Raw genomic sequence first — 21,998 nt, 5'->3', positions numbered from 1 at the left:
AGCTTCAAGTTTCAAGCCACAAGCTTCAAGCTAAAGCGGATCGGCTTCAACTTGCCGCTTGTAGCTAGAAGCTTGCAGCTGCTTTTTTATGCTTTTGTGGAAAACCGGTAGCCGGTGCCGCGCACGGTTTGTACCAGATTTTCGTAGGCGTCGCCGAGGGCCTTGCGCAGGCGGCGGATGTGCACGTCGACGGTGCGTTCTTCAACGTAGACGTTGCCGCCCCAGACCTGATCCAGCAACTGGCCACGGGTGTAGGCGCGTTCCTGGTGGGTCATGAAGAATTGCAGCAGACGGTATTCGGTCGGGCCCATCTCGGCTGGTTTGCCGTCGATGGTCACGCGGTGGCTGATCGGGTCGAGCAGCAGGCCACCAACTTCGATCGGCGCCTCGCCATCGGTCGGGCCGGCGCGACGCAGCACGGCTTTCAGGCGTGCAACCAGTTCGCGCGGGGAAAACGGTTTGGTGATGTAGTCGTCGGCGCCGACTTCCAGGCCCTGGATCTTGTTGTCCTCTTCGCCCTTGGCGGTGAGCATGATGATCGGGATGTCCCCGGTCAGCTCATCACGCTTGAGGCGGCGGGCCAGTTCGATACCGGAGGTGCCGGGCAGCATCCAGTCGAGCAGGATCAGGTCCGGCTTGCGGTCAACGATGATGGCGTGCGCCTGCTGCGAGTTCTCTGCCTCGAGGCAGTCATAGCCGGCCATTTCCAACGCAACGGCGATCATTTCGCGAATGGGCGCTTCGTCGTCGACGATCAGAATGCTCCTGCCAACCATGCCTTAATCCTCTTGTCATTTAACTGTCTTGCGCCGCATTAGATAACGGAATTATTGCAGTCGTGTGACAGTATTTTCGTCGCCCGGCGTTTCGCGTGATCCTGAACTAAGCTCTAAGTCCGAATCCTGACAACCACAAAAGAAGGTTTCCATGACTCAAATGACTGTTTCTTTCAAAGCCCTGCTGATGGCTGCCGCTCTGACGCTGCCTGGATTTGCCATGGCTGCAGATCCTGCGATGGAGAAGGACGGCATGTACACCGACCACAAAGGCATGACCCTGTACACCTTCGCCAAGGACTCGGGCGGCAAGTCGATGTGCAACGACAAGTGCGCAACCAACTGGCCGCCGTTGATGGCGACGGCGGGTGACAAGTCGATGGGTGACTGGACTGTCATCAAACGCGACGACGGCAAGATGCAATGGGCCTACCAAGGCATGCCGCTGTACACCTTCGTGATGGACAAGAAGGCCGGTGACATGACCGGTGACGGCAAAATGGACGGCGCCTGGAAAGTCGCCAAAGCCAAGTAACGCAAAAGATCGCAGCCTTCGGCAGCTCCTACATTGGAATGTGTACGCCCTGTAGGAGCTGCCGCAGGCTGCGATCTTTTCAGTCAGCGCAGTGCGTAATCCAGCACGATCCCGACGAAAATCGCCAACCCGGCCCAGTGGTTGTGCAAAAACGCTTTGAAGCAGCGCATCCGGTCGCGATCCCGGGTGTACCAGAACTCCCACGCATAACACCCGGCAGCCACCAGCAAGCCGAGATGGAACCAGACGCCCAGCTCGAACTTCGATCCGGCCAGCAACAGGCAGCCCAGCGACAGCGCCTGCAAACTGAGGATGATCACCCGATCCGCTTCACCAAACAGAATCGCCGTCGACTTCACGCCGATCTTCAAATCGTCATCGCGGTCGGTCATCGCGTAATAGGTGTCATAACCCACCGTCCACAGCAGGTTGGCGATCCACAGCAACCACGCCGCCGCCGGCAGTTCGCCGGTTTCGGCGGTGAACGCCATCGGCATGCCCCACGAGAACGCCGCGCCCAGCACCACCTGTGGGTAATAGGTGTAGCGCTTCATGAACGGATAGGTGAAGGCCAGCGCCAGACCACCCAGCGACAACCAAATGGTCGGCGCATTGGTACACAGCACCAGCAGAAAACTCACGCCCATCAACAGCGCAAAGAACACCAGCGCTTCTTTCGAACTGATTCTGCCCGCAGCCAATGGCCGTTGCGCGGTGCGTTTGACGTGGCCGTCGACCTTGCGATCGGCCCAGTCGTTGATCACGCAGCCGCCGGCGCGGGTCAGCACCACGCCGAGGACGAAAATCACCACGTTGGCCAGCGACGGCGAACCTTTACCGGCAATCCATAGCGCCCACAGCGTTGGCCACAGCAGCAGGTAAATACCGATCGGCTTGTCCATCCGGGTCAGCTGAATGAAATCCCAGGCGCGCGGGTTCAAACGGTTCAGGGACTTGAGCAGGCTCTGATACATCAGCAATTCTCCGGATGGGCGCGGGCGGTGCGCCACAGGCTCGGCAGGAAGATTTCCGCGACCAGCACGCTCAGCGCGCCACGGTCGAAACGCGAACGACGGCCCCACAGTGCGGGCGCCTTGGCGGCGGGCGGCAGCCATGCTTCAGGGTAGTGGCAGACTTCGAGGGCGCGGCGCTGGAAGGCCTGATCACTGAACAGCAATTCGCCCAGCGAGCGACTGCCCAGTTCGTCCATGTGCAAACCGTCGCCCTGCAACGCGGCGCGCGAGGCGACGCTGCGGGCAAACACCCAAGCCTCGCCGTGGCCACGCAAATACACCTCGCGCACCCAGCCTTCGCTGCCTTCGGCCAGATCCAGCGCCGTACATTCATCGGCGCGCAGGGTGTCCCAGCCTTCGAACAATGGCGTCACGCTGAAGCCATCGTTGGACAAACGTGTGAGTCGGCGGGTCAGCGAGCCTTCGTCGAACAGCCAGTCGAGGGTCAACGAATCGGGGAGGGGCGTCAGTCGGCTTTGAGTCAGCCAGAGCGGGGCCGGGGCGGGATTAGTCTGTTGCACAATGAGTCATTATTGGCCGCAAATGAGGCGGCGAGCTTACCATGGCAGGCTGCGATATTGAGCGATCCGGGGCGCCGTTGCGCCGAACAGGCTTGCATCTGCCCGGCTCCATCAGTACAAAACGCCCTGAGCCGGATGGCAGCGCACTACCCATCGACCGTCCGCGCCGGCAATAAGCCTGAACCCTGAGGAAGTACCTGAATGAAAAAGTGGCAATGTGTGGTCTGCGGCCTGATCTACAACGAAGCCGACGGCTGGCCGGATGACGGCATTGCGCCGGGCACCCTGTGGCAGGACGTGCCGGAAGACTGGCTGTGCCCGGACTGCGGCGTCGGCAAGATGGACTTCGAAATGATCGAAATCAACTAAGTAAATCCAAAGGAGTAAGGCATGAGCGCACCTGTCGTCATCATCGGCACCGGCCTGGCGGGCTATAACCTGGCCCGCGAGTTTCGCAAACTCGACAGCGAAACCCCGCTGCTGTTGATCACTGCCGATGACGGTCGCTCTTACTCCAAGCCGATGCTCTCCACCGGCTTCGGCAAGAACAAGGATGCCGACGGCCTGAGCATGGCTGAACCCGGCGCCATGGCCGAGCAGTTGAAGGCCGAAGTGCGTACCCACACGCGCATCAGCGGCATCGACGCCGGCCACAAGCGCCTGTGGATTGGCGAAGAAGCCGTGCCCTATCGCGACCTGATTCTTGCCTGGGGCGCGGAAACCGTGCGCGTACCGATCGAGGGCGACGCCAGCGATCTGGTGTTCCCGATCAACGATCTCGAAGACTACGCACGCTTCCGCACCGCCGCGGCCGGCAAGCGCCGGGTGTTGCTGCTCGGTGCCGGTTTGATTGGCTGCGAGTTTGCCAACGACCTGATCCTCGGCGGCTACGAAGTGCAATTGGTCGCACCCTGCGAGCAGGTCATGCCGACCTTGCTGCACCCGGCTGCGGCGGCAGCGGTACAGGCCGGGCTGGAAAGCCTCGGGGCGAAATTCCACCTCGGTCCGGTGCTGACCCGTCTGCAGAAAGTCGCCGATGGTCTCGAAGCACACCTCTCCGATGGCCAGGTCATTGCCTGCGATGTGGTGGTCTCGGCGATCGGCCTGCGTCCGCGCATCGATCTGGCGGCCGCGGCCGGTGTACAGGTCAATCGCGGCGTCGTGGTTGATCGTCATTTGAAGACTTCCCACGCCAATATCTACGCCCTGGGCGATTGCGCCGAGGTCGATGGGCTGAATCTTCTGTACGTGATGCCCCTCATGAGCTGTGCGCGAGCGCTGGCACAAACCCTGGCAGGCAACCCGACTGCGGTGAACTACGGCCCGATGCCGATCACCGTGAAAACCCCGGTGTGCCCACTGGTGGTTTCGCCGCCGCCACGCGGTAGCGAAGGCGTCTGGAGCGTTGAAGGGCAGGGCGCCGACATCAAGGCGCTGTGCCACGGCGCCGACGGCCAGTTGCTCGGTTACGCGCTGACCGGGGCGGCGGTGATGGAAAAACTTGCCCTGAACAAACAGCTTCCGGCCTTGCTGGCGTAAATACCGGTCGTTCTGTCGGAATCACCCCGCTTTTGCCCCCACAAAGGTCGTAGTGAGACTGGCGCAGGCCTTGTCCGCGTGCCATTCTCACTCCCGTCTGCCGCAGAGTAGAGCCTGCGGCGCCTTGGGCGCTGTTCCAACGAGAACAGCACGGACATAACAACAAAAAACCGTCAAAGGGGCTTCACTAATGCGTAAACCAGAACTCGCCGCTGCAATCGCTGAAAAAGCAGATCTGACCAAAGAGCAGGCCAACCGCGTGCTCAACGCCGTTCTCGAAGAAATCACCGGCGCTCTGCACCGCAAGGACAGCGTGACGCTGGTAGGCTTCGGCACCTTCCTGCAACGCCACCGCGGCGCCCGTACCGGCAAAAACCCGCAAACCGGCGAGCCGGTGAAAATCAAGGCCAGCAACACCGTTGCGTTCAAGCCAGGCAAATCGTTGAAAGACAGCGTCAATCCATAAGGGCGGCGATCGCCCCCGAGTAGCGGGGCGCGCGGCATAAAAAAATGGGCATACCGATTGCGGTCGGATGCCCATTTTTTATGCCTGATGATCTTGCTCGGGTCAGGCCGAGAAGAAGTACCGGGTCAGGTGGAAGAAGATCGGTGCGGCGAAGCAGATCGAGTCCATCCGATCCAGCATGCCGCCGTGGCCCTTGATCATCGTGCCCCAGTCTTTCGCGCTCAGGCTGCGCTTGATGGCCGACATCACCAGGCCGCCGAGGAAGCCCATCACCACGATCACCAGCGACATCAGCAATGACTGCCAGAAGTTGAACGGCGTCATCCAGAACATGCAGCCGCCGATCAGCGTAGCGCTCAAGCCACCGCCGACCAGACCCTCGACGGTTTTCGACGGGCTCACCAGCGGCGCAACTTTGTGTTTGCCGAACAGCTTGCCGAACACGTACTGCAGCACGTCGCTCATCTGCACCACAAACACCAGATAGAACAGCAGCAAGGCGTTCTGGCCCTGGAACCCTCGCAGGTCCAGCAGCAACAGCGCCGGGGCGTGGCTGATGCAGTAGAGGCAGATCATCACGCCCCACTGAATCTTCGCCGTACGCTCAAGGAAACTCTCGGTGTCCTGGCTCAGCACGGCAATCGCCGGCAGCAACAGGAAGGCATACACCGGCACCAGCAGGGTGAACATCGAGTACCAGTGCATACCGATCAGCAGGTATTGCAGCGGGATCAGGATGAAGAACGCCGAAAACAGCGCGTTGTGGTCACCGCGTGCGGTGGGCGCCAGGGTAATGAACTCACGCAGCGCGAACAGCGAGATAAACGCAAACAGCACTACCGTTGCGTTAGGTCCCAGCAGCCACGAGACGAAGAAGATGATGACCATCCCCCACCAGGCATTCACCCGTTGGTTGAGGTTCTCGATGGTCGCTATCGAACTCTCGCTTTTTGCCCGTCGGGCCAGCACGTAACCGATCGACGAAGCGATCGCCAGCAACCCGGCGATGGCGGCGAAGAACCAGAGGAATTTGGTTTCCAGACTCATTTAGACAACCTCACGATGGCGTCACGCGCCCGTTCCAGAAACACTTGTTTTTCTTCTCCGGCAATTCTTGGCAGCGGGTCGCCGATGCGGATCGTACAAATGATCGGCAGCGGTACGTGTTTGCCTTTAGGCATCGAGCGGTGCAGGTTTTCCAGGTAGATCGGCACCAGATCGACGTCAGGGAATGACTCGGCCAAACGAAACAGGCCGGATTTGAATTCAGCGGGCAGCGCTTGGGTAGAGCGGGTGCCCTCGGGGAAAATAATGATCGAATGGCCCGCGCGGACCACGTCGAAAATCGGTTCCAGCACGTTGACGCCCGGGGCCGGGTTACGCTCGATCAACACGGCATTCAGGCCTTTTTGCGAGATGTACCGGAGAAAGCGGTTCTTGCCCCAGTAATCGGCGGCGGCCACCGGTTTTACGTCGATTCGCGCCTCCGGTGGCAATGCGGCAATGATCGCCAGCGTGTCCATATGGCTGGTGTGGTTGGCGAAGTAGATGCGCTGGCGCGACAGATCCGGTGGACTCTCCCAGCGCGCGGTCACGCCGATCAAGAAGCGCAGCAGCGAAATCAGCGCATTACTGATCCACATGGTGATTCCCCTTCAATTGCCTGGCGATGGCCAGCGTGCGCGTAACGCACGTGGCGACGGAACCGATGGCGATAATGATCAGCGCGATCAGCAGGATGTAATGCGTGGCATAAAGGCTGGCTTCGACGGCGTTCAACAGCAAACTCAGGGTCATCACTGCCATTCGATGCTGTTTGGCCATCGGCCCGATGAAACTCTGCGCCAGCCCCAGCGAACCGCCGAACACCCGGACATAAGCGGTCAGCGCAGCGGCCAGCGCGGCAAACCAGCCGAGATCGGACTGGCCGATGGCGTAACCGAGCCCGACGATCAGCAGGCTGTCCGCGAGCCGATCCGGGAACTCGTTGTAGAGACTGCCGATGGCGGATTGCTTGCCACCTTCAATGGCCACCATGCCGTCGAACAGATTGCACAACAGGCGCAATTGAATCGCCACCGCGCAACAGATCGCACCCGCCGCGCCATTGTCGATGTTGAGCGCTATGGCGCCGAACAAGGCAAAAACGATGCTGACCACGGAGATCTGGTTGGGGGAGATGTCGCTGTTGACCAATCGTTGAGTGATGTACTTCGCCCAGCCCGCCGACCGCGTCTTGATGGGCCTTCTGTTGTCGTCCATGTGCAATGTCCATATCAATGATGAGTGCCATCAGTTGATGATGGCGGGTGACAATATAATGACTTTCCCTGACGGCGACGCTATTGGCGTGGAAACAAATTGAAGTAAGAACATTCCCCGACAGCTGTCAGAGAAAACTTTCAAAGAAGTTTTACGGATAATCGCAACAGTTCGCCGTTTATTACCGGGTGGAAACAAAAGTTTAGCGAAATACAAAAATGCTATCAAATTGATGGCACTTTTGCTTTTGCCTGTTGTCACCGGCAACGGGTTGATAGATGACCAGCATTTCTAGGAAAATTCCTACTTCTATTTCCCGCAAGTGCAGGCATGCTTTCACACATGTTTTGGTACGGATGTTCGAAGTGCCCCGACCTCCCTCATTGGGCCGCTCTAGCTCAATGGTTACGGCCGAGCGTAGCGATCAGGGCAAATATAAATCGATATCAGGGATTCCCCTGTCACATATAGGGCGATCTCCTACAAGCAGCAATGAACACTTCGTCTTGTTGTTTAACCAGATGCTTGCTAGTGGCCATCATAGTGATTACGATGCGCGCACTTGATAGAGCACACACTCAATTGGATGAGTCGCGTCACTGCTCTTCGATACTGTCCCGCGCCGCTGAAACTCCAATAGGCGCACGACTGTAATCCAATTAAAGGCCATGGATGTCCTACTCAAGCAAACTTTCCGCCCATTACCTCGAACTCGCCAAAGTCTCTGTTTCCAAAGAGAATTTTGCGGGCGAAGACGTACGCTTTTCGAGCGAATTCGAGGCCCTGGAAAGTGAGCTGGCCAAAGCCTCGTCGATGCACGAAAGCGGGCAGATCGACTGGCTGAAAATCCGCGAAAACAGCGAAAACCTGCTGCGTACCCAATCCAAGGATCTGCGTGTCGGCGCCTGGCTGACGTGGTCGCTGTACCAGCGCGAATCCTTCCCCGGGCTGCTGGCCGGTCTCGGTCTGCTGCACCATCTGTCGGAAAACAACTGGGCCGACGTTCATCCGCTCAAAGCCCGCACCCGTGCCGCCGCCATTGGCTGGCTGGTGCCGCGTCTCGAGCAGGTCATCACTGAAAACATCGCGATCAAAGAGCAGTTGCCGATGTTCCGGCAGCTCTCCGAGCACCTGTCCGGCCTCGAAGCCGCGTGTGCCGAGCACTTGGGCGATGATTCGCCGCTGCTGCTGCCGATCTCCCGTCGCCTGAAAACCATGATCCAGCGCGCGGCCGACAACCAGCCGGCCCCCGGCGTCGTGGGCGCTGCGGTGGCGCAGGTCAAGCAGGCCGCCAGCCAGTTGCTCGCGCCCGGCGCACCGATCGACAACGAGCGCGAGGCGCACAAAGCCCTGCGCGCCCAGCAGGACAGCGCCCGTCCGCTGTGCGCCTGGTGGCTCAAACAGAAAGCCACCGACCTGCGCGCCCTGCGCCTGAACCGCACGCTGCTGTGGATGACCATCGACGCCGTGCCTGAGCGCAACGCCGAGCAAATCACCGTGTTGCGCGGCCTGCCGCTGGAAAAGCTCAAGCTCTACCAGGACCGTTTCGATCAGGGCAAATACGCCGACCTGCTGGTGGAACTGGAGGCGAGCCTGGCGAAGGCGCCGTTCTGGTTCGATGGCCAGAGGATGGTCTGGGAATGTCTCCAGAACCTCAACGCCGAGCTGGCCATGCGCGAAGTGGAAATCCACTTCGCGCTTTTGATTCAGCGCCTGCCCGGCATTGTCGAGTTGCGCTTCCATGACGGCGCGCCGTTTGCCGATCCGTCCACCCGGGCGTGGATCGCCGCCAACGTCATGCCGCACCTGCAAAGCGCCAGCGCGCCGCGCAAGGTCGAAAGCGAAAACGTCGAAACCCAGCCGGCCTGGGAAAAGGCCCTCGAAGAAGTTCTGCCGCTGCTTCGCAAGGAAGGCCTGAAGCCTGCCGTGCAGACGCTCAAGCAAGGCTTGCAGTCGGCCCATGGCGGCCGCGAACGCTTCTTCTGGCAGTTCGCCCTCGCGCGCCTGTGCTTCATGGCCAAGAAATACGAACTGGCCAAGAACCAACTGGAAACCCTCGATCAGACATTACTGGACTCAGGCCTGCATGCCTGGGAGCCCGATCTTGCATTGGAAGTGCTGCACCTGCTGCACAGTTGCTGCGAGTTGTTGCCGCAGAACCATGCCGTACGTGAACGCAAGGAAGAGATTTATCGCAGGCTGTGCCACCTCGATCTCGAAGTGGTACTCGAATAGGCCCCAGGGCCACAACCGCAAGGAGAAAAGCCATGGCCAAAGAAGGCTCGGTAGCCCCCAAGGAACGCATCAACGTCACCTTCAAACCCGCCACCGGCGGTGCTCAGGAAGAGATTGAACTGCCGCTGAAGCTGCTGGCAATCGGTGACTACACCCACCGCAAGGACGATCGCAAAATCGAAGATCGCAAGCCGATCAGCATCGACAAGATGACCTTCGACGAAGTGTTGGCCAAGCAAGAACTGGGTCTGACGCTGAGCGTGCCGAACCGTCTGCAGGAAGATGGCGAGGCCGACGAGCTGGCTGTGCAACTGCGCGTCAATTCGATGAAGGACTTCAACCCGGCCAGCCTGGTCGAGCAAGTGCCTGAGCTGAAAAAACTGATGGAACTGCGCGATGCGCTGGTGGCCCTCAAAGGCCCGCTGGGTAACGCACCTGCGTTCCGTAAAGCGATCGAAGGCGTGCTCGCCGACGACGAATCCCGCGGTCGCGTACTCGGTGAGCTGGGCCTGAACGCCGCAGCCCCGGACGCCTGAGACTCCAGCCAAGGAAGCCAACACAATGAGCACTAGCGCAGCACAAGAGAAGAGCGCCGCCAGCGGCGAGTACAGCATTCTCGACAGCATCATCGCCGAAACCCGTCTGACTCCGGACGACGAAGCCTACGACATCGCCAAGCGCGGTGTGTCGGCGTTCATCGAAGAACTGCTCAAGCCGCAGAACAACGGTGAGCCGGTCAAGAAAGCCATGGTTGACCGCATGATCGCCGAGATCGATGCCAAGCTCAGCCGTCAGATGGACGAGATCCTGCACCACCCGGATTTCCAGGCCCTGGAATCCTCGTGGCGTGGTCTGCAGTTGCTGGTCGACCGCACCAACTTCCGCGAAAACATCAAAATCGAAATCCTCAACGTCTCGAAAGAAGATCTGCTGGACGATTTCGAAGATTCGCCGGAAGTCATGCAGTCGGGCCTGTACAAGCACATCTACACCGCTGAATACGGCCAGTTCGGTGGTCAGCCGGTAGGCGCGATCATCGCCAACTACTACATGTCGCCGAGCTCGCCAGACGTCAAGTTGATGCAGTACGTGGCCAGCGTTTCGTGCATGTCCCACGCACCGTTCATCGCGGCTGCCGGCCCGAAATTCTTCGGTCTGGAAAGCTTCACCGGCCTGCCGGATCTGAAAGATCTGAAAGACCACTTCGAAGGCCCGCAATTCGCCAAATGGCAGAGCTTCCGTACCTCGGAAGACTCCCGTTATGTTGGCCTGACCGTGCCGCGTTTCCTGCTGCGTAACCCGTACGATCCGGAAGAAAACCCGGTCAAATCGTTCGTGTACAAGGAAACCGTTGCCAACAGCCACGAGCACTACCTGTGGGGCAACACCGCTTACGCGTTCGGCACCAAGCTGACCGACAGCTTCGCCAAATTCCGCTGGTGCCCGAACATCATCGGCCCGCAGAGCGGTGGCGCGGTTGAAGACCTGCCGTTGCACCATTTCGAAAGCATGGGCGAAATCGAAACCAAGATCCCTACTGAGGTTCTGGTTTCCGACCGTCGTGAATACGAACTGGCCGAGGAAGGCTTCATCTCCCTGACCATGCGTAAAGGCTCCGACAACGCGGCGTTCTTCTCCGCCAGCTCGGTGCAGAAGCCGAAGTTCTTCGGCATCAGCGCAGAAGGCAAGGCGGCAGAGCTGAACTACAAGCTCGGCACCCAACTGCCGTACATGATGATCGTCAACCGCCTGGCTCACTACTTGAAAGTGCTGCAGCGCGAGCAACTCGGTTCGTGGAAAGAACGTACCGACCTCGAGCTGGAACTCAACAAGTGGATCCGTCAGTACGTCGCCGACCAGGAAAACCCAAGCGCCGAAGTACGTGGCCGTCGTCCGCTGCGCGCTGCGCAAATCATCGTCAGCGACGTTGAAGGCGAGCCAGGCTGGTACCGCGTGAGCTTGAACGTGCGTCCGCACTTCAAGTACATGGGTGCCGATTTCACCCTGTCGCTGGTTGGCAAGCTGGACAAAGAGTAAGAGCGACTCATGGACGGATACGGCAGCCTGTTCGAACGCCTCAACGGCGACGCGCAACTACGCAAGGGCAACAGCCTTGAGGCTTGTGCCATGGCGTCAGTGGCTGCCCATCTGGCCAAAATGCTCAGCACCCGGGCCGGCAGCGTGCAAACGCTGGCCGACTACGGGTTGCCCGATCTCAATGACATGCGCCTGAGCCTGCACGACTCCTTGAGTCAGGCCCGCCTGGCCATCGAAAGCTTCATCGAAGCCTACGAGCCGCGCCTGAGCAACGTGCGTGTCATTTCCCTGCCGCGTGATCACGACCAACTGCGCCTGGCCTTCAGCATTGAAGGCCTGCTGGAAGTTGAAGGATTCAAGCGTCAGGTCAGTTTTTCCGCGCGCCTGGATGGCAGCGGTCAAGTGAAAGTCAACTAAGGAGAACCCCGATGTCTGGCAAGCCTGCTGCACGCTCCACCAGAACATCCGCGCGCGTTCTCCTGATGGCAGTGCCGTTGTGTCTGCTGACGTTCATCGTGTTGAAAGTGTTCAGTTCGCTGACGGCCAAGCCACTGAAAATCTATGACAGTGAATCGGCTAAATGCCATATCTCCCGATACGCAGCTGATTACGCATTCCTGGGTGTGGTGGGCAGTATTTTCGAGCTGTTCAGCAGTCGGTCTTTCTACCGTGTTTACGCAACAGATGGACAACTGTTGAAAACGTCTGAGTGGTATCTGTGGATGAGGGAAGGCAATCCAGGTGTTGCCCCGGAGTTTCACGGCGAGATGATTCTATATCCGGGCTCTGAGGGCTGGGAAAGCTGGATCATTCCAGAATGCCGTTGAGAAAAGTCATTGCAGGTCTGTCGGTCTACCTGCTGGTCGGTGCGCTGTACGTGGTCGTCCATGATTTTGCTGTTGTTTTTTATAAAGCGCACATGGGTGGTTTTACGGATCGAGGTGTCGGGATTGGCGTCACGGCTGAGCTGACGTTTTATTTTTTTATTGTGGTCAATGCGGCTGTTTTTTTTATTCCCGGGCTTTCGGCAAAACTTGTGTCGATCGCGTTGATGGTGAGCGTGATCCTGCTTTATTTCCTGCCGGACAACCCGGTAAGAGCCATGGCTTACAGCGCCCTGACCAGTGTCATGAGTCTGTTGGCCTTGAGCGTTCGCTGGATGGTCGAACAGCAGATTTCGCGACGTTGGCAGGAAGCGCCGTGAGTTCCTCCTCGTGGGTGAAGTGGGGGCGTAGCGCGTTGCTGCTGCTTGCCCTGGCTTTCGTTGCCTTGGTTGCAGCTGCCTGTTACGTGAAAACGGCGGCGTCTCGGCTTGCACACGTGTACTCCACGGACTGGAACGACGCCGGTACTTGCTACATCCAGTCCTACATTCCGCAGTATTCGGCGCTTGGCGTCGCGGGAAGCATTGCGAAGATGTTCACCAGCGAAGCGTTTTTCCGGGTGTATGCCAAAGACGGCACCTTGTTGAAGTCGTCGGAATGGCTGCTGTGGCAGAACGAATTCACCACCGATGAACGCTCGCAGTGGGCAGGGTCTCACGCGATCTATCCGACGGTGTCAGGTTACGAGGGCTGGAATATTCCAGCGTGTGGTTAATCAATGAACAGTCATCACGCCAAGGCCCATTAAGGAGAGCTCAATGTCAGGAAAACCCGCCGCACGCGTATCCGACCCCACTGCTTGCCCGCTCCCCGGCCACGGCACCCACTGGGACTGTTTCCGAAGTTTCGCAACAATAGAATTCATCAAGTGCTGAATTTTCTGTGTGTGATGGCTATCCCGCTGATGTTTGCCGTCGGGGTGTATTACATGATGAGTTCAGGGGTGTGACCTTGGCGTCGGTGGCGGGTCGTTCGGCGGCGAAGCTGTCGCGGGTTTTTCTTGCGCTCGTAGTAAGCGTGGCTATCGGCTTTTTTGTTCTGGTCGCCGATGTGTTTGATCGTGAAGCATATGTATCGAATGTCAGCAAGTCTGGTAGCTATAAAGTCGACGTGGTCAGAGCGGGTCCGATACTGGTGTCGTCCAATCTGATCTATCTCCGATTTATCGATCTTAAGCAGCCCGGGCATATATACCGTACACCCCTGATGTCAAAAACCTCATTGGACATGCGGCCTTATGAGGATGAAAAAGTCGTGGGGATTACCTGGGTTGACTTCGATAAGTCTCGCCGAGTTTTCGTATTGTCCCTTCCAAACTGGAAAGAAAGTTGGGCGAATTTTTTCGTCAGTAACACAGCCTATGAAGTGATACCTAACTAATGGTGCTTTTGTCTCTGATTTTCTCTGGGAACATGAACTCGGAATGAACACCTACGTCCGCGTTGCCATGTGCCTGGTTTTCCACGTCGCAGGATGTGTTGCATACACGTTCCTGAACGACGCTGTGGTCGATGCCTATAAAGCCTTCAATGGCGGCTTCACCACCCGTGGCGTGGGCATCGGTATCGCGCATTACACGTTCATTTATATTTTTTTCGGGGTGAATGTATTGGCCGCCGTTCTCCCCGGCCTGTGGGCCAAGCTCGGTTTGCTCGCGCTGATGGTTGCCTGGATTTTGTTCATGATGGTGCCCCACAACCCGTTGCGTGCGCTGTTCTACACCGTGGCCCAAGGTGGCGTCACGTTGCTGGCGATTCTGCTCACGCAGGTCATTGAACTGCGTTGGCAAAAACGCTTGCTGACGCGGCGCACGTTGCCTGCCGGTCCTGTGCAGGAGGGGGTGGCATGACCCGATCCGGTCGCCTCGCACACCTTCAGCAAACGCAGATTCTGCGTGCCGATAAAGCCATGGCCGGGGTTGCGCATGAATAGCCGTCGAGTCATCGGTCTGGCCGTGCATGCGTTGGCCTGCGTGATTTATATCCTCATGAACGGCTATGCCGTGGCTGCCTACAAACAGCTGGTCGGCGGGTTGACTTCGCGTGGCGTCGCCATCGGCATGGCGATGTACCTGATTTTCTACTTTTTCGTTGCCGTGAATTTGATTCTGGTCTTCATCCGGCGCCAGGCCCTCCAGTTTGGCCTGGTGATTTTCATGATGCTGGCGATTTTGTTTTACCTGCTGCCGCAGTATCCGGTCCGCGGCCTGGCGTATTGCGCACTCACCGGTGGCCTGACGATTGCCGCCATTTTGCTGACCGGTGCCATCGACAAGGCCTACGCGCGCTTGCGCGGGCAGGCGCAGGTGAAATCGCCAGCGATCCACAGCCGTCGGGCAACGCCGCTTCTGCTGCTGATCACGGCGTTGATCGGCGTGTGCGTATGCACCGTTTTGCTGGCGCTGGGGATTTACGCGGATGCCACAAAGGCCAATGATTCGGCCGTGTCGTATCGCGACACTCAAGGTCACGACGACGGCGGGGTACAGCAATGCGCCTGATGACCCGTTTGAACACGTTGCTCGCCTTCGCCAGGCGCCGGCTTTTTCTCGGGCTGACGGCGCTGCTATTGGCGCTGGCGATGTTTGCCACTCCGTTGGTTTCCAACGCCGTGATGTTGCTGATGGAGCGGAGCAACTTCATCCCGGCGCAGTCGTCGATCTGGACCTTTGAACCTTACGAAATCAATCAAGGTTCCTCGTCTTACTGGCTCTACGGTGAGGATCGGGTAAATTACTACTCCTTCACCTACACCCCTGAAACCGCTTACCGCCTGATCGCCAAAAACAATCAGTGTGCGGGCTTCGACAAGCGCGACGTGCGCACATGGTGCACACCATGATCGCGTGGTTGCGGGTATGGAAATGGCTCAATCATCTGCTGAGCCTGATCGGTGCGTTGGCCGTCATCGCCGCCGTGATGTTCTGGGTCGGGTCGAGTCGTGATAATGCGAAGCCGGTGTTGCCCGCTTACCCCGATGCGGTATGGCGCGGTGCGGAGGACGGTGGCTACTTCATCGAGATCACCCGCTCGACACCGCCGGACTATTTCGTCCAGGTGCGTGCAGAGGGCGGCAGTCTGGTCACCGAAGGCTGGACGCGCTTCGCTACCCCTGACGGCAAGCCGTTGACGATGAATCGTGTCGGCGGTGCGGACAGCGAATACCTCTTCATCGATTCGTACGTGCCGATTACCCCGAGCAAAGGAGGGCTCGTCCAATGAAGTTTCTCGCTTGCATGATGTCGCTGGCGGCCCTGGCCGGCCTGTTGTTGACGGGCTGCACGACGCAGCTGGTTTATATGAACGACATTTATCTGGTCAACAGCTGCGGCGTACCGCTGCAAGTGCAATCACAGAATTCGACTAACTGGCTGCCGCCGATCGAGCCGCAAATGGTTGCACCGGGCGAGCGCGTCAGCGTGGCCAGCTACCGGTCGTACGGTGAAGACGTCGATGGGCAAGTCAGCTGCCGCTATTCGCTCAGCATCAAAGGGCCTGAACGCACGCGTCTGGTCACTGCCGATGAAATGCGCCAGGCCTTGCACTCCGTCAAACGTGAGAGCGATGGCTTGCAGCGCAGATGGACTCTCAAGGACGGAGTGTTTTGCCCATGATTGCCGTGTCTGACGAGATGCGCATGTACCTGGCCTTCATCGCCGACAGCGATCTGTTCGGCGGCATCGCGATCTTGAGTTTTCTGCTGATTGTCACGGCGATCAGCAAGCGCCTGCGTCAGTCATGGCTGCATCGGGCGTTGATGTTCATGGTCCTGATTTCGCTGGTTGCCATCGAAATTAGCGGCGGTTACTACGCCTCGTTGCCTCCAGCATGACGGCGCCACAGAACGTGCTCAGTCGCGCGCAACTGGGTTTTTTCATGGGGGCCTTGTGGTGGCCAACGTTGGCAGTGCTGGCGATTTCTTCCTATGACCTGTGGACTGGCGCTTATTCGACGCACGACTCAGCCCAGACCTATTGGCAGTACCCGTTGTGGTGGGGCATTCCCGGGCTGTTGGGGTTTTCGCTGTGGATGTCGCGTGGCGCCAAGCGTCGAACCGAGCAACAAGCAGTGCGGATGGTTTGGATGGCACCTTTGAAATTCGTGCTTTTTTACGGCGTGCCATGGGTGATTTATGGCCTGTGCAGTCTGATCGCCGGGCCGTTTTCGGATGCTTACATGTCCTTCGCCTGGATCATGCTCATACCGTACGTGCTAATCGCCGGTTATTTCTGCGCCGGCGTAACGGTCGCGCTCTACAGGATATTTTTTTGATGAGTTCCATTACCAGGCAGGTAACCCGTGTCGTTTAACCATTACTACCAAAGCGAACTCACCGCTCTGCGCCAACTCGGTCGCCGTTTCGCCGAGCGTAGTCCTGCGTTGGCGCCGTATCTGGGGCAGGCCGGGCGCGATCCGGACGTCGAGCGCTTGCTCGAAGGCTTTGCCTTCCTCACCGGGCGGCTGCGCCAGAAGCTCGATGACGAACTGCCTGAGCTCAGCCATTCGCTGATGCAACTGCTGTGGCCGAACTACATGCGGCCGCTGCCGGCGTTCAGCATTCTGCAGTTCGATCCGTTGAAGCGTTCGGGGCCGGCGTTGAGGGTCGAGCGCGATACGCCGATTGAAAGCGTGCCGATCGAAGACGTGCGCTGCCGCTTCCGCACCTGCTACCCGACCGAAGTGTTGCCGCTGGATCTGGCCGCGCTGAACTACTCGGTGAAGGGCGACGGCTCGCTGCTCAGCCTGCGCCTGGAAATGAGCGCCGACGGCCACCTCGGTGAGCTGGAACTGAGCAAATTGCGCCTGCACTTTGCCGGTGAGCGTTACATCAGTCAGATGCTCTACCTGAGCCTGCTGCGCAACCTCGAAGGCATCGAATTGATCCCGCTCGACGGCGCCGGCAAGCCGATCGATGGCGTCAGCGGCAAGCCGATGGCGTTCAAGATTCCCGGTGACCGGGTCAAACCGGTGGGCTTTGCCGAAGAAGAAGCGTTGATCCCGTATCCGCTGAACACCTTCCGTGGCTATCGCTACCTGCAGGAATACTTCGCCTTTCAGGACAAGTTCCTGTTCGTCGACGTCAACGGCCTGGACATCCTCAAGGCACTGCCCGAAGACACGCTCAAGCAGATGCGCGGCCTCGAATTGCGCTTCGACATTCGCAAGAGCGGCATCATGCGCATGCGTCCGACCCTGGATAACGTGAAGCTGTTTTGCACGCCAATTGCCAACCTGTTTGCGCACGACGCACTGCCGATCCGCCTCGATGGCAAGCAGGACGAATACCTGCTGCTGCCGGCGGAATTCGATCTGGAAAACTGCGGCGTGTTCTCCGTGGAAACCGTGACCGGCTGGAAGCCCGGCGGCCTCGGTTATCAGGAATACGTGCCGTTCGAATCGTTCGAGCATGACCCGAGTTTCGACGTGCCCAACAGCCGTCCGCACTACAGCATTCGCCAGCGTTCGTCGCTGTTGCACGACGGCCTCGACACTTACCTGAGCTTCGGCATCCGCCACACCGAAGCCCACGAAACCCTGTCGATCGAGCTGATGTGCACCAACCAGAACCTGCCGCGCAAGCTCAAGCTTGGCGACATCTGCATGGCTTGCGAAGAGACGCCGGAGTTCTTGAGCTTCCGCAACATCACCCCGGCGACGTCCAGTTTCGCGCCACCGCTGAACCGTGACTTCCTGTGGAAGCTGATCAGCAACATGTCGCTTAACTATCTGTCGCTGGCCGACGTCAATGCGTTGAAGGTGATTCTCGAAACCTACGACTTGCCGCGCTACTACGACCAGCACGCAGAGAAGGTCAGCAAACGCCTGCTCGGTGGCCTCAAGCACATCAAGCATCACCACGTCGATCGGTTGCACCGTGGCCTGCCGGTACGCGGTTTGCGCACCGAACTGACCATCGACCCGGAAGGGTACATCGGCGAGGGCGACCTGTTCGTCTTCGCTTCGGTTCTTAACGAGTTTTTCGCGCTTTACGCCAGTCTCAATTCATTCCATGAACTGCGCGTAAAAAGCACACAGGGAGAGGTGTACCAATGGACACCACGTATGGGCCTTCAGCCCCTGCTTTAAGCGGGCTGACCAAGGTAATACGCGAGTACTCGCTGTTTCAGGCCGTGCTGCTGGTGATCGACCGGCTGCGCGAAGCACACCCGCACCTGAGCGAAGACGATCTGTACGATCAGGTCGAGTTCCAGGCCAACCCGAGCCTGGGCTTTCCGCGCAGCGATGTCGATCGCGTGGAGTTTTTCGAAGAGCACGGGCAGATGCGCGCGCGCATGCGTTTCAACCTGATCGGCCTGGTGGGCTCGGGTTCGCCGTTGCCGGCGTTCTACGGCGAACAAGCCCTGGGCGACAGCGAAGACGGCAACCCGACGCGCAACTTCCTCGACCTGTTCCACCATCGCCTGCAACGGCTGATGCTGCCGATCTGGCGCAAGTACCGCTATCGCGCGAGCTTCCAGAGTGGCGCGCTCGACCCGTTCTCGTCGCAACTGTTTGCGCTGATCGGCCTGGGCGGCGACGAGATTCGCAAGGCCAAGGAACTCAACTGGAAACGCCTGCTGCCGTACCTCGGTCTGCTCAGCTTGCGGGCGCACTCGGCGGCGCTGATCGAAGCCGTGCTGCGTTACTACTTCAAGCACGAAGACCTGGTCATCGAGCAATGCATCGAGCGCCGCGTGGAGATTCTCCACGAGCAGCGCAATCGTTTGGGCCGCGCCAACAGCATGCTCGGAGAAGACCTCGTGCTCGGTGAGCACGTGCGCGACCGCAGCGGCAAATTCCGCATCCACATCACCCAGCTCGACTGGCAGCGATTCCATGAATTCCTGCCGATCGGTTTCGGTTACCAGCCGCTCTGCGCGCTGGTGCGGTTCACCCTGCGTGACCCGCTTGATTACGACATCCGCCTGGTCTTGCGCCAGGAAGAAATCCGCGAACTGCGCATCGGTGAGCAGAACGCCTGTCGCCTCGGCTGGACCAGTTGGCTGGGCCGCGAGAAGGCGGACGGCGTGGTGACCCTGGGCAGCAAAATTCATTAAGGACGTGAGCCATGATCAACGTAGACCTGCAACAACTCATCCAGGCGCTGGACGCCGAAACCCGTCGTGATCTGGAACGTTCGGCCGAGCGTTGCGTCGCCCGTGGCGGCAGCAAGATCCTCGTCGAAGACCTGATGCTCGGCCTGCTCGAGCGCCCGAACGGTTTGCTCACGCGCGCGTTGCAAGATGCCGACGTCGACGCCGGTGAACTCAGCGCCGCGCTGCAATCGCGGGTCGAGCACAGCGCTTCGCGCAACCCGGTGTTCGCCCCGGAACTGGTGCAGTGGCTGCAAGACGCGCTGCTGGTGGCCAACCTCGAACTGGGCCAGACCCAGGTCGAAGACGCCGCGCTGATCCTCGCGCTGCTGCGCAACCCGATGCGCTACGCCGGCAGCCGTTATCAGCCGCTGCTCGCCAAGCTGAACATCGATCGCCTGAAAGAATTTGCCCTGTCGCAAAAAGAGCAACCGGCGGCCAATGGCAAACCGGCCGCGCAGGGCGAATCGCTATTGCAGCGCTTCACCCACAACCTGACCCAACAGGCCCGCGACGGCAAACTCGACCCGGTGCTGTGCCGTGACGGCGCGATCCGCCAGATGGTCGACATCCTCGCCCGTCGCCGCAAGAACAACCCGATCGTCGTCGGTGAAGCCGGTGTCGGTAAGACCGCGATCGTTGAAGGCCTGGCGTCGCGCATCGCTGCCGGTGAAGTGCCGCAAGTGCTCAAAGGCGTCGAGCTGCTGTCGCTGGACATGGGCCTGTTGCAGGCCGGCGCGAGCGTCAAAGGTGAGTTCGAGCGTCGCCTCAAAGGCGTGATCGACGAAGTCAAAGCCTCGCCGAAACCGATCATTCTGTTCATCGACGAAGCCCACACCCTGATCGGCGCGGGCGGCAATGCCGGCGGTTCCGACGCGGCCAACCTGCTGAAACCGGCACTGGCGCGGGGCGAGCTGCGCACCATCGCCGCCACCACGTGGGCCGAGTACAAGAAATACTTCGAGAAAGACCCGGCCCTGGCCCGTCGTTTCCAACCGGTGCAACTGCACGAACCGACCGTCAGCGAAGCGGTGACCATCCTCCGTGGTCTGGCCCAGGTGTACGAGAAGAGCCACGGCATCTACCTGCGTGATGACGCGGTGGTTTCCGCTGCCGAATTGTCCGCGCGTTATCTGGCCGGTCGGCAGCTGCCGGACAAAGCCGTTGATGTGCTCGACACCGCTTGTGCCCGCGTGCGCATCAGCCTCGCCGCTGCTCCGGAAAGTCTTGAGCGCCTGCGTGGCGAACTGGCTGAAGGCGGCCGTCAGCGTCAGGCCCTGCGCCGCGATGCCGAAGCTGGCTTGCTGATCGACCACGAAGCACTCGATGCGCTGGAAGCGCGTCTCGATGAAGCCGAAGACGAAATGGTCGCACTGGAAACCCAGTGGACTGAACAGAAAGCCTTGGCCGAGCGCCTGCTGGAACTGCGTCAGCAACTGGCCAAGGCCCGCGAAGCGGCCGCCGTGGAGCCGGTGGTCACCGTCGAAGAAGACGCCGAAGGCACCGTGATCGAAACCGTTGCCGCTGAGGTTGAAGAAGGCCAGAGCGTCGAAGCGCTGGAAGCCCTGCTCAACGAAACCCACAGCGCACTGACCGCCGCGCAGGTCAAAGAGCGTCTGGTCAGCTTTGAAGTGTGCCCGCGTCTGGTTGCCGAAGTGATCAGCGCCTGGACCGGTGTGCCGCTGGCGCAACTGGCCCGCGAACACAACGCCAAAGTCGCCAGTTTCGCCACCGACCTGCGCACGCGCATTCGTGGTCAGGAACAAGCCGTGCACGCATTGGATCGCTCGATGCGCGCCACTGCTGCCGGCCTGAACAAACCTGATGCGCCAGTCGGTGTGTTCCTGCTGGTCGGCCCGAGCGGCGTCGGTAAAACCGAAACCGCGCTGGCCCTCGCAGACCTGCTGTACGGCGGCGATCGTTTCATCACCACCATCAACATGTCCGAGTTCCAGGAGAAGCACACCGTTTCCCGCCTGATCGGTGCACCGCCAGGCTACGTCGGGTACGGCGAGGGCGGCATGCTCACCGAAGCCGTGCGCCAGAAACCGTACTCGGTCGTGCTGCTTGATGAAGTCGAGAAGGCTGACCCTGACGTGCTCAACCTGTTCTACCAAATCTTCGACAAAGGCGTGGCCAACGACGGCGAAGGTCGCGAGATCGACTTCCGCAACACGTTGATCCTGATGACCTCGAACCTCGGCAGCGACCGCATCAGCGAGCTCTGCGAAAACGGCGCGCGGCCAACCGCCGAAGTGCTCGAAGAAACCATTCGCCCGGTGCTCAGCAAACACTTCAAACCGGCGCTGCTGGCGCGGATGAAAGTGGTGCCGTACTACCCGGTCGGCGGCCCGGTGCTGCGCGAGCTGATCGAGATCAAACTCGGCCGTCTCGGCGAGCGCCTCAACCGTCGCCAGCTGGATTTCACTTGGTGCCAGAACCTCGTCGATCATTTGTCCGAGCGTTGCACGCAAAGCGAAAGCGGTGCGCGCCTGATCGATCACTTGCTCGATCAGCACGTGCTGCCGCTGGTAGCGGATCGTCTGCTCGACGCGATGGCCACCGGTGAGAGCCTCAAGCGTGTGCATGCCACGCTCGACGGCGACGCCAGCGTGACGTGCGAGTTCGCCTGAGGTG

General features: G+C 59.5%; 28 protein-coding genes and 1 pseudogene. 23 read left to right on the top strand and 6 right to left on the bottom strand.

Annotated elements, in window-relative coordinates:
* Positions 1 to 86: 86 nt before the first annotated feature.
* Positions 87 to 776, bottom strand: coding sequence for a phosphate regulon transcriptional regulator PhoB (phoB, locus tag PMI37_RS05060; RefSeq protein WP_007896474.1), 690 nt, complete (start codon positions 774 to 776; stop codon positions 87 to 89).
* A gap of 151 nt (positions 777 to 927) precedes the next feature.
* On the opposite strand from phoB, the gene PMI37_RS05055 reads away from it, so the two are divergent.
* Complete coding sequence (locus tag PMI37_RS05055) at positions 928 to 1,311, top strand: COG4315 family predicted lipoprotein (RefSeq protein ID WP_008078761.1); 384 nt, start codon at positions 928 to 930, stop codon at positions 1,309 to 1,311.
* Positions 1,312 to 1,394: 83 nt separating this feature from the next.
* Here PMI37_RS05055 and ubiA read toward each other — a convergent pair whose 3' ends face one another.
* Complete coding sequence (gene ubiA, locus PMI37_RS05050; RefSeq protein WP_008078760.1) at positions 1,395 to 2,285, bottom strand: 4-hydroxybenzoate octaprenyltransferase; 891 nt, start codon at positions 2,283 to 2,285, stop codon at positions 1,395 to 1,397.
* Positions 2,285 to 2,845, bottom strand: coding sequence for a chorismate--pyruvate lyase family protein (locus PMI37_RS05045; RefSeq protein ID WP_008078759.1), 561 nt, complete (start codon positions 2,843 to 2,845; stop codon positions 2,285 to 2,287). Before PMI37_RS05045 ends, ubiA begins: the two co-directional genes overlap by 1 nt.
* Positions 2,846 to 3,046: 201 nt before the next feature.
* On the opposite strand from PMI37_RS05045, the gene PMI37_RS05040 reads away from it, so the two are divergent.
* The 3 genes from PMI37_RS05040 to PMI37_RS05030 all read left to right on the top strand — a co-directional run bounded on the left by PMI37_RS05040 (position 3,047) and on the right by PMI37_RS05030 (position 4,850).
* The gene (locus tag PMI37_RS05040; protein ID WP_007954349.1) at positions 3,047 to 3,214 is read left to right on the top strand and encodes a rubredoxin; all 168 of its coding nucleotides are present in this window, start codon (positions 3,047 to 3,049) and stop codon (positions 3,212 to 3,214) included.
* 21 nt (positions 3,215 to 3,235) lie between these two features.
* Positions 3,236 to 4,384, top strand: a complete 1,149-nt coding sequence (locus PMI37_RS05035; RefSeq protein WP_008078758.1) for an NAD(P)/FAD-dependent oxidoreductase — start codon at positions 3,236 to 3,238, stop codon at positions 4,382 to 4,384.
* 190 nt (positions 4,385 to 4,574) lie between these two features.
* Positions 4,575 to 4,850, top strand: coding sequence for an HU family DNA-binding protein (locus tag PMI37_RS05030; protein ID WP_003213368.1), 276 nt, complete (start codon positions 4,575 to 4,577; stop codon positions 4,848 to 4,850).
* A gap of 102 nt (positions 4,851 to 4,952) precedes the next feature.
* Here PMI37_RS05030 and PMI37_RS05025 read toward each other — a convergent pair whose 3' ends face one another.
* The 3 genes from PMI37_RS05025 to PMI37_RS05015 are packed head-to-tail and all read right to left on the bottom strand — an operon-like array spanning position 4,953 to position 7,112.
* Positions 4,953 to 5,897 carry a phosphatidate cytidylyltransferase gene (locus PMI37_RS05025; RefSeq protein WP_008078757.1) on the bottom strand — a complete coding sequence of 315 codons (945 nt, stop codon included), beginning with the start codon at positions 5,895 to 5,897 and terminating at the stop codon, positions 4,953 to 4,955.
* Complete coding sequence (locus tag PMI37_RS05020; protein ID WP_008078756.1) at positions 5,894 to 6,493, bottom strand: lysophospholipid acyltransferase family protein; 600 nt, start codon at positions 6,491 to 6,493, stop codon at positions 5,894 to 5,896. Before PMI37_RS05020 ends, PMI37_RS05025 begins: the two co-directional genes overlap by 4 nt.
* Complete coding sequence (locus PMI37_RS05015; RefSeq protein WP_008078751.1) at positions 6,480 to 7,112, bottom strand: CDP-alcohol phosphatidyltransferase family protein; 633 nt, start codon at positions 7,110 to 7,112, stop codon at positions 6,480 to 6,482. The genes PMI37_RS05020 and PMI37_RS05015 overlap by 14 nt, the downstream gene beginning before the upstream one ends.
* Positions 7,113 to 7,784: 672 nt before the next feature.
* On the opposite strand from PMI37_RS05015, the gene tssA reads away from it, so the two are divergent.
* The 19 genes and pseudogenes from tssA to tssH all read left to right on the top strand — a co-directional run bounded on the left by tssA (position 7,785) and on the right by tssH (position 21,994).
* A complete protein-coding gene (tssA, locus tag PMI37_RS05010; protein WP_008078749.1) occupies positions 7,785 to 9,347 on the top strand; it encodes a type VI secretion system protein TssA in 1,563 nt (520 codons plus the stop codon).
* Positions 9,348 to 9,379: 32 nt separating this feature from the next.
* Positions 9,380 to 9,883: a type VI secretion system contractile sheath small subunit gene (tssB, locus tag PMI37_RS05005; protein ID WP_003229587.1), complete on the top strand. Its 504-nt coding sequence runs from the start codon at positions 9,380 to 9,382 to the stop codon at positions 9,881 to 9,883.
* Between the two features lie 25 nt (positions 9,884 to 9,908).
* Complete coding sequence (tssC, locus tag PMI37_RS05000; RefSeq protein WP_008078745.1) at positions 9,909 to 11,384, top strand: type VI secretion system contractile sheath large subunit; 1,476 nt, start codon at positions 9,909 to 9,911, stop codon at positions 11,382 to 11,384.
* A 9-nt stretch (positions 11,385 to 11,393) separates the two neighbouring features.
* The gene (gene tssE, locus PMI37_RS04995) at positions 11,394 to 11,801 is read left to right on the top strand and encodes a type VI secretion system baseplate subunit TssE (protein ID WP_008078744.1); all 408 of its coding nucleotides are present in this window, start codon (positions 11,394 to 11,396) and stop codon (positions 11,799 to 11,801) included.
* Positions 11,802 to 11,812: 11 nt separating this feature from the next.
* A complete protein-coding gene (locus PMI37_RS30895) occupies positions 11,813 to 12,211 on the top strand; it encodes a hypothetical protein (protein WP_008078743.1) in 399 nt (132 codons plus the stop codon).
* Positions 12,202 to 12,588, top strand: coding sequence for a hypothetical protein (locus PMI37_RS04985; RefSeq protein WP_008078742.1), 387 nt, complete (start codon positions 12,202 to 12,204; stop codon positions 12,586 to 12,588). The genes PMI37_RS30895 and PMI37_RS04985 overlap by 10 nt, the downstream gene beginning before the upstream one ends.
* Positions 12,585 to 12,983, top strand: a complete 399-nt coding sequence (locus tag PMI37_RS04980; protein WP_008078741.1) for a hypothetical protein — start codon at positions 12,585 to 12,587, stop codon at positions 12,981 to 12,983. Before PMI37_RS04985 ends, PMI37_RS04980 begins: the two co-directional genes overlap by 4 nt.
* A gap of 43 nt (positions 12,984 to 13,026) precedes the next feature.
* Positions 13,027 to 13,095, top strand: a pseudogene (locus tag PMI37_RS32430) (PAAR domain-containing protein); the annotation flags it as partial.
* 118 nt (positions 13,096 to 13,213) lie between these two features.
* A complete protein-coding gene (locus tag PMI37_RS04975; RefSeq protein ID WP_008078740.1) occupies positions 13,214 to 13,648 on the top strand; it encodes a hypothetical protein in 435 nt (144 codons plus the stop codon).
* Positions 13,649 to 13,691: 43 nt separating this feature from the next.
* Positions 13,692 to 14,117, top strand: a complete 426-nt coding sequence (locus tag PMI37_RS04970; RefSeq protein WP_008078739.1) for a hypothetical protein — start codon at positions 13,692 to 13,694, stop codon at positions 14,115 to 14,117.
* A gap of 75 nt (positions 14,118 to 14,192) precedes the next feature.
* Positions 14,193 to 14,768: a hypothetical protein gene (locus PMI37_RS32175; protein ID WP_008078738.1), complete on the top strand. Its 576-nt coding sequence runs from the start codon at positions 14,193 to 14,195 to the stop codon at positions 14,766 to 14,768.
* A complete protein-coding gene (locus PMI37_RS04960) occupies positions 14,759 to 15,109 on the top strand; it encodes a hypothetical protein (RefSeq protein WP_008078736.1) in 351 nt (116 codons plus the stop codon). The genes PMI37_RS32175 and PMI37_RS04960 overlap by 10 nt, the downstream gene beginning before the upstream one ends.
* The gene (locus PMI37_RS04955) at positions 15,106 to 15,489 is read left to right on the top strand and encodes a hypothetical protein (protein WP_008078734.1); all 384 of its coding nucleotides are present in this window, start codon (positions 15,106 to 15,108) and stop codon (positions 15,487 to 15,489) included. Before PMI37_RS04960 ends, PMI37_RS04955 begins: the two co-directional genes overlap by 4 nt.
* Positions 15,486 to 15,881, top strand: coding sequence for a hypothetical protein (locus tag PMI37_RS04950; RefSeq protein ID WP_008078733.1), 396 nt, complete (start codon positions 15,486 to 15,488; stop codon positions 15,879 to 15,881). Before PMI37_RS04955 ends, PMI37_RS04950 begins: the two co-directional genes overlap by 4 nt.
* Positions 15,878 to 16,099: a hypothetical protein gene (locus PMI37_RS04945; RefSeq protein ID WP_008078730.1), complete on the top strand. Its 222-nt coding sequence runs from the start codon at positions 15,878 to 15,880 to the stop codon at positions 16,097 to 16,099. Before PMI37_RS04950 ends, PMI37_RS04945 begins: the two co-directional genes overlap by 4 nt.
* Complete coding sequence (locus PMI37_RS04940; protein WP_008078728.1) at positions 16,096 to 16,539, top strand: hypothetical protein; 444 nt, start codon at positions 16,096 to 16,098, stop codon at positions 16,537 to 16,539. Before PMI37_RS04945 ends, PMI37_RS04940 begins: the two co-directional genes overlap by 4 nt.
* Positions 16,540 to 16,566: 27 nt before the next feature.
* The gene (tssF, locus tag PMI37_RS04935; RefSeq protein ID WP_008078726.1) at positions 16,567 to 18,354 is read left to right on the top strand and encodes a type VI secretion system baseplate subunit TssF; all 1,788 of its coding nucleotides are present in this window, start codon (positions 16,567 to 16,569) and stop codon (positions 18,352 to 18,354) included.
* Positions 18,318 to 19,325: a type VI secretion system baseplate subunit TssG gene (gene tssG, locus PMI37_RS04930; RefSeq protein ID WP_008078724.1), complete on the top strand. Its 1,008-nt coding sequence runs from the start codon at positions 18,318 to 18,320 to the stop codon at positions 19,323 to 19,325. Before tssF ends, tssG begins: the two co-directional genes overlap by 37 nt.
* A gap of 11 nt (positions 19,326 to 19,336) precedes the next feature.
* Positions 19,337 to 21,994, top strand: a complete 2,658-nt coding sequence (gene tssH / locus PMI37_RS04925) for a type VI secretion system ATPase TssH (RefSeq protein WP_008078723.1) — start codon at positions 19,337 to 19,339, stop codon at positions 21,992 to 21,994.
* Positions 21,995 to 21,998: the final 4 nt, after the last annotated feature.

Origin of the sequence: Pseudomonas sp. GM80 (assembly GCF_000282515.1) — a bacterium.
In the GTDB taxonomy this organism is placed as follows: Bacteria; Pseudomonadota; Gammaproteobacteria; order Pseudomonadales; family Pseudomonadaceae; genus Aquipseudomonas.
The sequence above is the reverse complement of the archived record's forward strand: the minus strand, read 5'-3'. Positions and strand labels throughout refer to the sequence as shown.

What these genes read in the sequence shown, in the direction of transcription:
- tssB (WP_003229587.1), top strand. Translation starts at nt 9,380, where the DNA reads ATGGCCAAAGAAGGCTCGGTAGCCCCCAAGGAACGCATCAACGTCACC.
- PMI37_RS05040 (WP_007954349.1), top strand. Translation starts at nt 3,047, where the DNA reads ATGAAAAAGTGGCAATGTGTGGTCTGCGGCCTGATCTACAACGAAGCC.
- PMI37_RS32175 (WP_008078738.1), top strand. Translation starts at nt 14,193, where the DNA reads ATGAATAGCCGTCGAGTCATCGGTCTGGCCGTGCATGCGTTGGCCTGC.
- PMI37_RS04970 (WP_008078739.1), top strand. Translation starts at nt 13,692, where the DNA reads ATGAACACCTACGTCCGCGTTGCCATGTGCCTGGTTTTCCACGTCGCA.
- PMI37_RS04985 (WP_008078742.1), top strand. Translation starts at nt 12,202, where the DNA reads ATGCCGTTGAGAAAAGTCATTGCAGGTCTGTCGGTCTACCTGCTGGTC.
- PMI37_RS05025 (WP_008078757.1), bottom strand. Translation starts at nt 5,897, where the DNA reads ATGAGTCTGGAAACCAAATTCCTCTGGTTCTTCGCCGCCATCGCCGGG.
- PMI37_RS05030 (WP_003213368.1), top strand. Translation starts at nt 4,575, where the DNA reads ATGCGTAAACCAGAACTCGCCGCTGCAATCGCTGAAAAAGCAGATCTG.
- PMI37_RS30895 (WP_008078743.1), top strand. Translation starts at nt 11,813, where the DNA reads ATGTCTGGCAAGCCTGCTGCACGCTCCACCAGAACATCCGCGCGCGTT.
- PMI37_RS04950 (WP_008078733.1), top strand. Translation starts at nt 15,486, where the DNA reads ATGAAGTTTCTCGCTTGCATGATGTCGCTGGCGGCCCTGGCCGGCCTG.
- tssC (WP_008078745.1), top strand. Translation starts at nt 9,909, where the DNA reads ATGAGCACTAGCGCAGCACAAGAGAAGAGCGCCGCCAGCGGCGAGTAC.
- PMI37_RS04960 (WP_008078736.1), top strand. Translation starts at nt 14,759, where the DNA reads ATGCGCCTGATGACCCGTTTGAACACGTTGCTCGCCTTCGCCAGGCGC.
- PMI37_RS05035 (WP_008078758.1), top strand. Translation starts at nt 3,236, where the DNA reads ATGAGCGCACCTGTCGTCATCATCGGCACCGGCCTGGCGGGCTATAAC.
- tssE (WP_008078744.1), top strand. Translation starts at nt 11,394, where the DNA reads ATGGACGGATACGGCAGCCTGTTCGAACGCCTCAACGGCGACGCGCAA.
- PMI37_RS05055 (WP_008078761.1), top strand. Translation starts at nt 928, where the DNA reads ATGACTCAAATGACTGTTTCTTTCAAAGCCCTGCTGATGGCTGCCGCT.
- tssG (WP_008078724.1), top strand. Translation starts at nt 18,318, where the DNA reads ATGGACACCACGTATGGGCCTTCAGCCCCTGCTTTAAGCGGGCTGACC.
- ubiA (WP_008078760.1), bottom strand. Translation starts at nt 2,285, where the DNA reads ATGTATCAGAGCCTGCTCAAGTCCCTGAACCGTTTGAACCCGCGCGCC.
- PMI37_RS04945 (WP_008078730.1), top strand. Translation starts at nt 15,878, where the DNA reads ATGATTGCCGTGTCTGACGAGATGCGCATGTACCTGGCCTTCATCGCC.
- tssH (WP_008078723.1), top strand. Translation starts at nt 19,337, where the DNA reads ATGATCAACGTAGACCTGCAACAACTCATCCAGGCGCTGGACGCCGAA.
- PMI37_RS05015 (WP_008078751.1), bottom strand. Translation starts at nt 7,112, where the DNA reads ATGGACGACAACAGAAGGCCCATCAAGACGCGGTCGGCGGGCTGGGCG.
- PMI37_RS04955 (WP_008078734.1), top strand. Translation starts at nt 15,106, where the DNA reads ATGATCGCGTGGTTGCGGGTATGGAAATGGCTCAATCATCTGCTGAGC.
- PMI37_RS04940 (WP_008078728.1), top strand. Translation starts at nt 16,096, where the DNA reads ATGACGGCGCCACAGAACGTGCTCAGTCGCGCGCAACTGGGTTTTTTC.
- tssA (WP_008078749.1), top strand. Translation starts at nt 7,785, where the DNA reads ATGTCCTACTCAAGCAAACTTTCCGCCCATTACCTCGAACTCGCCAAA.
- PMI37_RS05020 (WP_008078756.1), bottom strand. Translation starts at nt 6,493, where the DNA reads ATGTGGATCAGTAATGCGCTGATTTCGCTGCTGCGCTTCTTGATCGGC.
- phoB (WP_007896474.1), bottom strand. Translation starts at nt 776, where the DNA reads ATGGTTGGCAGGAGCATTCTGATCGTCGACGACGAAGCGCCCATTCGC.